The organism is uncultured Dokdonia sp. (assembly GCF_947496725.1).
GTDB lineage: Bacteria > Bacteroidota > Bacteroidia > Flavobacteriales > Flavobacteriaceae > Dokdonia.
Genome location: NZ_CANMDS010000001.1, coordinates 96,626 through 109,291, shown reverse-complemented (window position 1 = coordinate 109,291; position 12,666 = coordinate 96,626). Strand labels below are relative to the sequence as shown.

Here is a 12,666-nt window from a genome sequence, read left to right as displayed (position 1 = left end):
CTTTATAACTAGGGTATACTATTTTTAGTATGTACAATTTATAGAGAGACGTTAATAACGCACGTCATCCATATCTATTTCTTTGGCTACTTCTTTTTTATTGTAGTTTCCACCTAGGTCTGGACACTTCATAAGTGCTTTTGTACTTTTAAAAGGAACAGCTACTTTATTGTAACCATAAACATCTGCTAGGGTTTGTGTTAAGTTTTTATCACCTAGGTTGATATCTACATCATCCATTGTGAGTTGGGCTGGGTGCTCATAACCACAGGCACGAGTAATCTCTAGTAATTCCTTTTTAAAGTTTTTAAAGTAGTAGTGTGTGCGCTCTGCTTTATCTTCTATGTTAATACCACGCTGCAGCCACTTGTTTTGTGTAGCAACGCCAGTAGGACAGGTGTTGTTGTGACATACCTTAGCTTGTATACAACCCACAGCAAGCATTGCCTCGCGTGCTACGTTTATACAATCTACGCCCATAGCAAATGCCATTGCAGCCTTTGCTGGGAAGCCTAGCTTACCAGAACCTATAAAAACGACACGATCTGTGAGTTTATATTCTTTAAAAATCTTATAAATATCAGAAAAACCATATACCCAAGGCAGTGCCACGTGGTCTGCAAAACTAGGTGGTGCAGCTCCCGTACCACCTTCACCACCGTCTACAGTGATAAAGTCTGGTCCCTTGCCAGTGCTTGCCATAATTTGAGCAAGCTCTCTCCAAGCATCTAGTTTACCTATTGCAGCTTTAATACCTACTGGTAATCCAGTCTCTGCAGCGATATCTTCTACAAAATCTATTAGTTCTGGTACGTTTGAGAATGCTTTATGATTAGGAGGTGATAAAACGTCTTCGCCTTGTTTTACCCCGCGTATCTCTGCAATCTCTTTTGTGATTTTAGATCCTGGTAAAACGCCTCCTTTTCCTGGTTTTGCACCTTGAGAGAGTTTTACCTCTATGGCACGCACCTGCGGATTTTCTGAAACTAGTTTCTTCATTTTAGGCATTGAGAAACCACCTTCTTCACTTCTCACTCCAAAATAGCCTGTACCAAAGTGAAAGACAACATCACCGCCTTTTTTGTGATATGGCGACAGTCCACCCTCACCAGTATTATGATATGCATAAGCCTTTGCACAACCTCGATTAAGAGACTCTATAGCTTTTGCCGAAAGACTACCAAAACTCATTGCACTCACATTTATAATAGAGCCAGGTCTGTAAGGACGGGCTCTTCTTCCTGCGCCCATTACTTTTGCACACGCTAGGAAGTATGGATCTTTTGCATTGGGATGATCCTTTTCTACCTTGTAAGGCATCATCGCATTGTTTATAAAAATGTAATGAGACTGGTTAATATCACGGTCTGTACCGAAACCTTCGTAGTTATTTTCATTTTTTGCGGAGGCATAAATCCACCCGCGTTCTATACGGTTAAAGGGTAGTTCCTCACGATTATTTGCCACAATATACTGGCGTAGCTCTGGACCTATACTTTCTAACATATATCTAAAGTGGCCTACTACAGGGAAGTTTTTTAAAATGATATGCTTCTTCTGTATAAAGGTGTCATAAATAGCTACAAGTAGTACAACGAGTATGAGCCACATCCACCAAGAAATAGCACCTAAGAACGATAAAATAGAATCCATTAACTATAATTTTTTTACTAAAATACGACTAGAAACAATTTGAATTGTAATTTTTAAGTCAACTTTGTTAAACACACATTGTAAATTGTGTCGTAATTTAAATCATATCGCTTGAAAAAGAATCGCATAACGCTCATAATTGGATTACTATTATTTGTACAAATGCTCGTTGTACGACTGCTAGCTTTATATCCACAAGCTGTAGAGCAGTGGTACAGTAATGGGATATACCCTGTGATTTCAAAAGGTTTTAGATATGCTTTTGGGTGGTTACCGTTTTCCTTTGGAGATATTATGTATGCGGTTTTAATCGTGCTTGCGGTACGTGAGATTGTAATCTTGGTAAGAAATAGATTTAAGACCATCAAGTCGTTCTTACTACGTACCCTTGCGATGCTTTCTATTGTATATTTTGCTTTTCACCTGCTTTGGGGGATGAATTATTACCGCTTACCACTACACAAATCCTTGTCAATAGATAATGAGTATACCACACAAGAGCTTGTATCACTTACAGAAAAACTTCTTAATAATAGCAATAGATTACACACGACACTTGCCGTAAATGATAGTGCGGTGGTTGATTACGCTTTCGCGAAAGCGGAAATATTTAATCAAACCCTCAACGGCTATGAAGCTTTACAACAGAAGTTTCCTTCCTTGCAATACCCTCCTAAAAGTATAAAAAACTCATTATTGCGATATCCATTATCTGTAATGGGATATAGTGGTTATCTCAACCCCATCACAAATGAGGCGCAAATAAATGGGATGGTACCCGCTCACAGGTGGCCTGTTATATCTTGTCACGAGCAAGCCCACCAGCTAGGGTTTGCAAAAGAAAATGAAGCAAACTTTATGGCAGTTATGGCTACGCTTAATAATGAGGACATACATTTTCAATACTCGGGAAGTATTTTTGCACTTAGGTATTGTTTAAATGATGTGTACCGCCGAGACAAAGAGCTAGGCGATTTATTAAAAAGTAAGGTACATCCTGGTATACTTGCCCAATATCAAATGTCTAGAGATTTTTGGGATGAGATGGATAACCCGCTTGAGCCCTTATTTGATCTCTTTTATAGTAACTACCTTAAGGCAAATAACCAGCCGGGTGGTTTAGAAAGTTACAGTTATATGGTTGCATTACTGGTGAACTATGACAAGCAGTTCCCAGAGACTTTTTGATGTTAAAAGTCTCTTAAATATTTATTAAACCTTAACGCTTGCTTAACAAGGTAGTTATCTTTAAGAACTAAATAATTTACAATCTAAATATGTTCTTTAAAAAACTACTTGTCTTAGGGCTGGTAACTTGCTCATTTACAATGTATGCGCAAGATTACTTTCCGGCAAATGCTGGAGTTAAGTCCAAAAATGAAAACTACACGGTGTTTACAAACGCCACAATACACAGTTCACCAAGCGAAACCATTAAGAAAGGTACCCTAGTGGTACAAAATGGTAGAGTGGTGTCTGTAGGTAAGTCATCTAAGTACCCGGCAAATGCTGTTGTGGTTGATCTAGGTGGTAAGCACATCTATCCATCTTTTGTAGATATCTATACAAACTTTGGTATTGCAAAGCCTAAGAGGGCTGGAGGTTCTGGTCGTGCTTCTCAATATGATAACTCAAGAGAAGGAGGATACTGGAACGATCATATTCTCTCAGAACAAAATGGCTATGACGACTTTGAGTATGATAAAAAGAAGGCTACCGAATATATAAACGCAGGTTTTGGCGTAGTAGCAACCTTACAACACGATGGTATCGCTCGTGGTACGGGAGCACTTATTGCTCTTAACAATGATGGTAATACGGCAAACCGAGTGATGGAGGAGCGTCTCGCTCAATATTTTTCTTTTGACAAGAGCGTTACTTCTCGACAAGCATACCCTTCTTCAAAAATGGGAGCTACAGCCTTACTACGTCAAGTACAACACGACCTAGACTGGTATGAGAAAGGAAATGTAGATACAAAAGATATGTCTCTTGAAGCGCTTACGCGAAATAAAACCTTACCGCAATTTTTTGAAGGTGATGGGCTTTATGACGACTTACGTATAGATAAGCTAGGAGATCAATTTGGGATAGACTACGTAATAGTTGCAGGCGGAGACGAGTATAAGCGTATAGGTGAGGTGCAAGCAATGAATCGTAAAATGATCTTGCCACTTAAATTTCCAGACGCTTATGATATGGAAGATCCATATGCAGCCGAATATGTAGCGCTGTCTGATATGAAACACTGGAACCAAGCGCCTACAAACCCTAAAGCATTACAAGATGCTGGAGTGACATTTGCACTAACTACATTTAAACATAAATCACCAAAGGATTTTAAAAAGCACCTTATGAAGGCCATTACCTATGGTCTTTCTAAAGAGCGTGCGCTAGAAGCACTTACTACGATACCAGCGCAAATGGTAGGTAAGAGCGGTGAGATAGGTGTTCTTAAAAATGGAGCGTGGGCAAACTTTATGATTACTTCTGGAGAGGTGTTTGAAAAAGACACAAAATTATTTGAGCACTGGATTCAGGGTAATAAAAATGTAGTTAAAGATATGACTACAGTAAACATAGATGGCAACTATGCAATTAACCTTAACGGTGCGACTTATAATCTAGAAGTAAAAAACTCAACCGAAAAGGCAAAAGGAACTCTTAAAAAAGGAGGAGAAGAAGTAAAGAGCGAGTTTGCTTATAAACAAGACTGGGCTACAGTTACTTTTAAAGAAGCCGAAGGTAAGTTTATAAGACTCGTTGCTAGAGCAGATGCAAATGGTCTTAATGGTAAAGCAATTCTTGCAGATGGAACAGAAAAGAACTTTACCTCTAGAAAGACAGCTTTAGAGGCAAGTGAAGCTAAGGATGATAAAAAAGGTGGTGATAAAGCCCTAGATGTTATGCCACTTACATATCCTAATATGGCTTTTGGTTATGAGACACGTCCTAAGCAACAAGATATTTTAATTACAAACGCAACAGTCTGGACAAATGAGACAGAGGGTATTCTTGAGAATGCAGATGTCTTAATAAAAGATGGAAAAATAAGTGCAGTTGGAAAAAATCTATCAGCGCGAGGAGCGATGGTAGTAGATGGTACAGGTAAGCACGTTACTTCTGGTATCATAGATGAGCACTCGCATATTGCTGCTTTTGCAATAAACGAGTCTGGTCATAACTCTACAGCAGAGGTGCGTATGAGTGATGTGGTTAATCCAGATGATTCTGATATTTATCGTAACCTAGCTGGTGGAGTAACGGCCATCCAGTTACTACACGGATCTGCAAACCCAATAGGTGGACAGAGCGCAGTGATGAAGCTTAAATGGGGAGCACCTATAGATGAAATGGTAATTAAGGACAAGAAGTTTATCAAGTTTGCCTTAGGTGAAAACGTAAAACAAGCAAACTGGAATAGCTACTCAAGATTTCCTCAAACAAGGATGGGAGTAGAGCAGGTTTTTGTAGACTACTTTACAAGAGGTAAAGAATATGAGGCAAAGAAGAATAGTGGACAACCGTATCGTGTAGATGAGGAAATGGAAACTATAGTTGACATTCTTAATATGGAGCGTCTTATCTCTTGTCACTCATATGTACAGAGCGAGATCAATATGACAATGAAGGTGGCAGAGCAGTTTGGTTTTAATGTAAACACCTTTACACACATACTAGAAGGTTATAAGGTTGCAGATAAAATGGCAGAACACGGCGTAGGAGGATCTACCTTCTCAGACTGGTGGGCTTATAAATATGAGGTAAACGATGCGATTCCTTATAATGCTGCTATTATGCACAGAGCAGGAGTTACAGTAGCTATTAACTCAGATGATGGGGAGATGTCGAGACGTCTTAATCAAGAAGCTGCAAAAATCTATAAGTACGGAGGTATTGAAGAAGAGGACGCTTGGAAAATGGTCACATTAAATCCAGCAAAGCTTTTACATATGGATGATCGTGCAGGAAGTCTTAAACCTGGTAAGGATGGAGATGTCGTTATATGGTCAGATCACCCACTTAGTATAAAAGCTAGAGCAGAGAAAACTATAATAGAAGGAAAAGTATTCTTTGATATAGAAAAGGATAAGGAACTACGCGCAACGGTACAAAAAGAAAAAGCACAACTTACTGCAATGATGCTTGCAGAAAAGAACAAAGGCTTAAAAACACAACCGGCAAGAAAGAAAGAAAAACAACGTATGCATTGTGATACAGAACAAACAATTTACTAAGATGAAAACACTACAACAATTACTAGTAGCCGTTGTTTTCCTTTTAGGAGCAACAACAAATGCACAACAAACACCTGCACCAGCTCAAGCAACTGCTTATACAATAACGGGAGCTACAGCGCACGTAGGTGATGGGACCGTAATAGATAATGCCACTATCGTTTTTGAAAATGGTAAAATATCTACAATTCAAAGTGGTGGTAGCGCCACAAAGGGAACAGTGATAAATGCCACAGGTAAACACGTATACCCAGGTTTTATAGCAACAAATACAACGCTAGGCCTTGTAGAGGTAGGCGCAGTAAGACAATCTAATGATGATGATGAGATAGGAGAGATGATCCCACACGTACGTGGTATCATTGCTTATAATGCAGAGTCTAAGGTTGTAGAGTCTATGCGTCCTAACGGAGTGCTTATGGCACAAATTAGACCTGTAGGAGGAACCATCTCTGGAGCCTCTTCTGTAGTGCAGCTAGATGCTTGGAACTGGGAAGATGCAGCTTATAAAACAGATGAAGGTATCTTTATGGACTGGCCTCGTACAATGCGTCGCGGTAGATGGTGGCTAGGTGAGGAGCCTGGTTATAAGCCTAACAAGTCGTATAAAGAGGATATAAATAAGATTAAAGTGTTTTTTAACAACTCAAGAGCTTACAGTAAAGCTAAGGGAACTAAAAACTTACCTTTTGATGCGATGAAGAATGTCTTTAACGGTACTCAAAAAGTATATATAAGTGCAAATGACCAAAAGCAAATTCTTGATGTGATAGCATTTGCCAAAGAGATGCAACTTACTAATGTAGTGCTTGTAGGAGGATATCAATCTTATAAAGTAGCAGAAGAACTAGCTAAGGCAAACATACCTGTGATACTACAACGTGTACAAGGACTACCATCTATGGAAGATCACGATTATGACCTACCTTATAAATTACCAAAGTTACTTACAGATGCAGGTGTCACTGTAGCCTTAGGCTATGATGCAGAGTACTGGCAAGTGCGTAACCTGCCATTTTATGCAGGTCAAGTAACACAATTTGGGTTAAGCGATGAAGACGCGCTTAAAATGATAACTTTAAATCCTGCTAAGATTATGGGGATAGCTTCTACAACTGGTACGCTAGCGCCTGGTAAAGATGCGACACTTTTTATAAGTGATGGCAATGCGTTAGATATGAGAGGTAACAATCTATCTAGAGCCTTTATACAAGGTCGTGATATTAGTTTAGAATCACACCAGACTAAGCTTGCAAAGCGATATGCAGAGAAGTATGGTCAGAATGAATAATTAATTACCTTCACAATCCAACCAAAGAAAAATGCCGGGCAATTGCTCGGCATTTTTTATTGTATTATATGATATGGCAACCCGTGCCAGAAATTCGGCTGGAGTAGCTGTCTACTTGGAGACTGTTTTCTTGATACAAGGCTACACTCTTAGCTAGATATGAGTCTATATGCGCTTTCGCGAAAGCGAGACAAAACATACTAGGCCCACTACCAGATATGCCAAAGGCAATGCATTGGTTCTCTTTAGAAATAGTGCGTATCTCATCAAAATGCGGAATCAATTGCTTGCGGTGGGGCTCTACAAGCACATCTTGTATACTCTCTGTAAAAAGTTCTTTATCCCATTCATATAGTGAAGCGACAAAACCGGCTAGATGTTGCGATTGCTTAATGGCATCTGTAAGAGGTACCGTTTTGGGTAAAATCTCCCTTGCTTCTTTGGTTTTTATAGTTATATGCGGGTGTAGTATACCTACGTATACCGTTTCCATAGGTGGGAGCGCTATAATTTTAAGAGGAGAGTAGCCGGTAACCAGCGTTGTACCTCCATAAATACAAGGAGCCACATTATCTGCGTGTTCATTACCACTTGCAAGTGCTTCACCCTTCATTGCATAGCGAGTGAGTTCAAGATTAGATAATGGCTCATCAAGTAATTGATTAATGCCGTAAACAGCACCAGCCGCGCTTGCACTGCTGCTGCCTATACCAGAACCACATCGTATTTTTTTATGAATTTCTATAGCTACGCCAAAATCTGCTTGTATGGCTTCTAGCATTGCATTACCTGCCACGCCGGCTACATTATTATGCGCCTCCATAGGTAAATCATCACCCGTAATTTTTGTGATAGTAACGCCCTTACTGATAGTTTTTTTAAACACCATCTCATCACCTATGCCCTCAAGGGCAAAACCTAGCGAATCAAAACCGCAGTTTACGTTTGCAACAGTTGCGGGGCAAAAAATGCGTACCTCATCACGAGTTTTAGAGCTTTCTTTATGTGTTTGTTGAGACATATTAAAATTATCTAAGTCTTATGATATCGCTGAAGAGTCCGCTGGCAGTAACATCTCCTCCTGCACCTGCACCTTTTACAATAAGCGGTTGCTCTGGATAACGTGCTGTGTAAAAAAGTACAATATTATCTGACCCCTCGAGGTTGTAAAATGGACTGTCTGGACCTACAGACTGTAAGCCTACACTTGCTTTACCATTATCTAGCTGGGCTACATACTTAAGGCGTTTGCCTGCTGCTGTAGCATCGGCAACTAGTTTTTCAAAGTGTGCTGCATCTTCTTTAAGTGTTTCAAAGAAGTGAGGAACGTCTGTGCTTTCGAGATTGTTTTTGGTTAAAAAAGGTGCGTTTACAATATCTTCTAGCTCTAGCTCAAGACCGCTTTCTCTAGCTAGTATAAGAATTTTACGTGCTACATCTACACCGCTTAAATCTATACGTGGGTCTGGCTCTGTATAACCTTCTTCTTTGGCTTGTTGTACCACATCATAAAAGCTACCACCACTTTTAAAGTTGTTAAAAACAAAGTTTAAGCTTCCCGAGAGTACAGCCTGCACCTTAGTAATTCTATCACCAGAGGCAATAAGGTTTTGTAAGGTGTCTATTATAGGCAGTCCTGCGCCCACATTAGTCTCAAACTTAAATGGAGCGTTGTACTTGCGGCTAAGTCTTTTGAGATTTGCATAATACTCTTGCTTACCTGCGGCGGCTATTTTGTTACAAGCAACCACGGCAATGCTATTTCTTAAGTATTCCTCATATGCCATTGCCACAGGTTCATTTGCGGTGATGTCTACAAAAACTGAGTTGCGCTGGTTGAGGTTTATTACGCTTTCGCGAAAGTGTAAAATATCTGCTTTTTCTCCTCCATCTAGTTGTGCTTCCCAGTTATTGAGATCTATAGGATCTTGCGATACGAGCATCTTGCGACTGTTAGAAAGTCCTAGCACTCTTATGTTGAGGTTGAGGTGCTCTTTAAGGTATTGCTTTTGATTGTTAATTTGCTCAAGAAGCTTTGCACCTACGTTACCTACACCCGTTATAAATAGGTTTATTTGCTTACGGTTACCTTCAAAAAACACTTCGTGCAAACTGTTTAAGGCTTTTTTTACATCTTTCTCGGCAATTACGGCAGAGATGTTTTTCTCACTTGCTCCTTGTGCAATGGCGCGTATGTTTACGTTGTTTCTACCTAGGGTAGAAAACATTTTTCCTGAGATGCCTTGATGACTTTTCATAGATTCACCCACAAGCGCGATAATTGCTAGAGACGTCTCAACAATTACCGGGTCAATTTTATGCAAAGATAGTTCGTAAGCAAACTCTGTTTCTATCGCTGTTTTTGCACGTAAGGCATCTGCCTCCATCACACCTATACAGATACTGTGCTCACTAGAAGCTTGAGTGATGAGTATGATATTAACTTGCTGTTGCGATAGTACCTCAAACAGACGTTTTGAGATACCAGATATTCCTACCATACCTGCTCCCTCAAGAGTTAATAAAGCTACATCACTTATGTGTGATATTCCTTTAATCGGGTTGTGGTGTGCGATGTCTTGATTACCTATACGTGTACCGGGCTCTTCTGGAGCCATTGTATTTTTAATATAGATAGGTATGTTTTTACTCAATACGGGTACAATAGTAGGAGGGTAGAGTACTTTTGCCCCAAAATGTGATAACTCCATAGCCTCGTGGTACGAGATTTCTTGTATGGGTTTTGCCTGTTTTACCAGCTTTGGATTTGCCGAAAACATACCGCTTACATCTGTCCAGATTTCTAGTTGCTCTACATCTAGGGCTGCTGCTATAATTGCTGCAGTAAAGTCTGATCCTCCACGACCTAGTGTGCTTGTGTCACCTGCCTCTGTACGTGCGATAAATCCGCCTAGAACAGTGATTTGTGCTTTCTTTTCTGCAAAATGAGTAGTGATGTTTTGGTTTGTAACCTCATAAAGCACACTCGCCTTTGTGTGGTTTGCATCTGTTATAATAAGCTCTCTGCTATCTTTGAGATTTGCCTCTATACTTTTATGCTCAAACGCAGCGGCTATGATGTAGCTACTTGTAAGTTCGCCATAAGCGGCTAGTTTATCTAAGGTTTTTGGAGAGAGTTCATTTATGAGATAGATACCTTTAAGTAAGTCCTCTAGGTGTGACATTTGTAAAGTAATCGCTTTGAGAGCCTCTTGGTTACCACCAGTAAGCATCTCAGTAAATGACAAATGCTTTTGAGAGATTTCTTTAAAAATATCTTTATAGCTCTCTTCTTTTCTCGCTGCTAGTGCTCCGGCTTTAAGTAGCAAGTCTGTAACACCACCTAGGGCAGATACCACTACAGCAACAGGACTTGTAGCTGCCTGGTTTGCCACGATGGCAATTGTTTTTTCTATGTTTTCTACACTTCCTACAGAAGTGCCTCCAAATTTTAATACACGCATATGTAAATGCTTTGTCCTCCTTATAAGGCTAAAGAGTGATGATTACTATTAAATTGTGTGTGTGAAGAGTATTCCAAGAAACTGGAATATATGATAAACGATATATAGATTAATACCCCATAGGGGTAATAGTACCATTAGTAATAATGGTAGTGTAAAAAGTAGCTATGTTTTGTGCTTCGTTCATCTTGTTTGTGATGAAGTAAATGTATTACTTTTACCTAAACGAGCAATGATGCGATATTAGTTTTACGGATATCATAAATAACCATAAGCTATCTCTACTTTATTATAGATGTGATAATTTCTAAAGGATTTTTACAACTATTTAGTGATAGATTAAGCATCTTGTCATTGTTTCAATAATAGACTTGTTAATATTAATGATTGTGAGTAAAGAAACTCACTAACACCTATACTTATGAAGATTTTTAGTCCTAAGCAAATATATGAAGCAGATAAGGCAACGATAGAGAAGGAGGGAATTCCTTCTTATAACCTAATGGAACGTGCAGGCGGTTACGTATATGAGTGGATGCATAAACGATTGCAAGGACAACCAGTACCTATAAAAGTCTTTTGTGGTATAGGTAATAATGGAGGAGATGCCTTAGTTATAGCAAGGTTGCTACTTAAAAATGGCTATAACGTAGATACGTACATAGTAGATTGTAGTGATAAACGATCTACAGATTTTTTAAAGGCATATGAGGCTCTTAAAAATGAGGTAAAAAAATGGCCAGAAATTATTAAGGGAGTAGAAAACTTCCCAGAGATAAGTCCGCAAGATATTGTGGTAGATGGAATTTTTGGAATAGGACTCAATAGATGTCCAGAAGATTGGGTAAAAGCACTCTTTGTAAAAATTAATGAGTCTAAAGCCTATACCTTATCTATAGATATACCATCTGGTATGTATGGAGATAGAGGTCTCGATAAGGATGATATTGTTGTGCACTCTACCTTTGTACTAAGTTTTATGTCTCCTAAGCTTGCTTTCTTTTTACCAGAAACAGGGAAGTATATAAATATGTGGGATACTATTGATATAGGTCTAGACCCAGAGTATCTAGCAACCACACCTACAGATGTGAAGCTTATAAGTAAACCTGAAATACAGCAAATGTATAAAGGTCGCTCGCAGTATACTCATAAAGGAATGTTTGGGCATAGTTTAATTATAGGTGGAAGTTTTGGTAAAATGGGGGCAGTACAGCTTGCCAGTAAGGCAGCGTTAAGAGCGGGAAGTGGCCTTGTAACGGCTTATATACCACAAATAGGAGTGCCTATATTACAAACTGCACTTCCAGAAGTAATGGTAGAGACAGATAATTTTAATGGAAAAGTTTTTGAAGAAATAGATTTTCAGACAGAGGCAAATGCTATTGCTATAGGCCCAGGTATGGGAACAGATGAGAAAACTGTTGCTGCAATGGAGTCGTTCTTAAAATCACAAAAAGCACCCTTAGTTATTGATGCAGATGCTATAAATATAATAGCAAAACGACCTGCACTTATGAAGCAGGTACCACCATTATCAATTTTTACACCTCATCCAGGAGAGTTAGAAAGACTAGTAGGGAAGTGGGATGATGATTTTGATAAGCTAGAGAAAACAGCAAAGTTTGCAAAAAATCACAATGTTATCATAGTTATTAAAGGAGCACATACGATCACAGTGTATGATATGCAGCTTTATATTAACACTACAGGTAATCCAGGTCTATCTACAGCAGGAACAGGAGATGTGCTTACAGGAGTTATTACAGGGCATCTAGCACAAGGATACCACCCTATGGAGGCAGCGATGATGGGAGTATACTTTCACGGTCTAGCAGCAGATGTTGCTGTAAATCAATATGGAATAGAAGGTCTGATAGCAGGTGATGTGACAGAGTTTTTAGGAAGAGCAGTAATGAGTCTTTTTGAAAAACCAGAACAAGAAGGAGCACAGGCACCACCACAACAGTAGGACATACATCATAAAATAATAAAAGGGATAGCGCACTAGCGCTATCCC

At 39.3% G+C, this 12,666-nt stretch carries 7 protein-coding genes; 4 read left to right on the top strand and 3 right to left on the bottom strand.

Translation table 11 applies throughout. From position 1 onward, the window contains the following. Positions 1-51: 51 nt before the first annotated feature. Positions 52-1,653: an FMN-binding glutamate synthase family protein gene (locus Q0948_RS00500; protein WP_298348593.1), complete on the bottom strand. Its 1,602-nt coding sequence runs from the start codon at positions 1,651-1,653 to the stop codon at positions 52-54. A 111-nt stretch (positions 1,654-1,764) separates the two neighbouring features. Here Q0948_RS00500 and Q0948_RS00495 point away from each other — a divergent pair, with 111 nt between their 5' ends. From Q0948_RS00495 to Q0948_RS00485, 3 genes are all read left to right on the top strand, one after another. Beyond that, positions 1,765-2,841, top strand: coding sequence for a DUF3810 domain-containing protein (locus Q0948_RS00495; protein WP_298348595.1), 1,077 nt, complete (start codon positions 1,765-1,767; stop codon positions 2,839-2,841). A gap of 89 nt (positions 2,842-2,930) precedes the next feature. After that, positions 2,931-5,891, top strand: a complete 2,961-nt coding sequence (locus tag Q0948_RS00490; RefSeq protein WP_298348597.1) for an amidohydrolase family protein — start codon at positions 2,931-2,933, stop codon at positions 5,889-5,891. Position 5,892: 1 nt separating this feature from the next. Continuing rightward, a complete protein-coding gene (locus Q0948_RS00485) occupies positions 5,893-7,182 on the top strand; it encodes an amidohydrolase family protein (RefSeq protein ID WP_298348599.1) in 1,290 nt (429 codons plus the stop codon). 64 nt (positions 7,183-7,246) lie between these two features. Here the strand turns inward: Q0948_RS00485 and Q0948_RS00480 are convergent, their stop codons facing one another. Beyond that, complete coding sequence (locus Q0948_RS00480; protein ID WP_298348601.1) at positions 7,247-8,203, bottom strand: homoserine kinase; 957 nt, start codon at positions 8,201-8,203, stop codon at positions 7,247-7,249. 7 nt (positions 8,204-8,210) lie between these two features. Then, on the bottom strand, positions 8,211-10,646 hold the full coding sequence (gene thrA / locus Q0948_RS00475) for a bifunctional aspartate kinase/homoserine dehydrogenase I (RefSeq protein WP_298348603.1): 2,436 nt from the start codon (positions 10,644-10,646) through the stop codon (positions 8,211-8,213). Positions 10,647-11,067: 421 nt separating this feature from the next. Between thrA and Q0948_RS00470 the strand changes: the two genes are divergently transcribed. Next, on the top strand, positions 11,068-12,618 hold the full coding sequence (locus Q0948_RS00470; protein WP_298348605.1) for an NAD(P)H-hydrate dehydratase: 1,551 nt from the start codon (positions 11,068-11,070) through the stop codon (positions 12,616-12,618). Positions 12,619-12,666 lie beyond the last annotated feature (48 nt).

What these genes read in the sequence shown, in the direction of transcription:
- Q0948_RS00485 (WP_298348599.1), top strand. Translation starts at nt 5,893, where the DNA reads ATGAAAACACTACAACAATTACTAGTAGCCGTTGTTTTCCTTTTAGGA.
- Q0948_RS00500 (WP_298348593.1), bottom strand. Translation starts at nt 1,653, where the DNA reads ATGGATTCTATTTTATCGTTCTTAGGTGCTATTTCTTGGTGGATGTGG.
- Q0948_RS00490 (WP_298348597.1), top strand. Translation starts at nt 2,931, where the DNA reads ATGTTCTTTAAAAAACTACTTGTCTTAGGGCTGGTAACTTGCTCATTT.
- Q0948_RS00470 (WP_298348605.1), top strand. Translation starts at nt 11,068, where the DNA reads ATGAAGATTTTTAGTCCTAAGCAAATATATGAAGCAGATAAGGCAACG.
- thrA (WP_298348603.1), bottom strand. Translation starts at nt 10,646, where the DNA reads ATGCGTGTATTAAAATTTGGAGGCACTTCTGTAGGAAGTGTAGAAAAC.
- Q0948_RS00480 (WP_298348601.1), bottom strand. Translation starts at nt 8,203, where the DNA reads ATGTCTCAACAAACACATAAAGAAAGCTCTAAAACTCGTGATGAGGTA.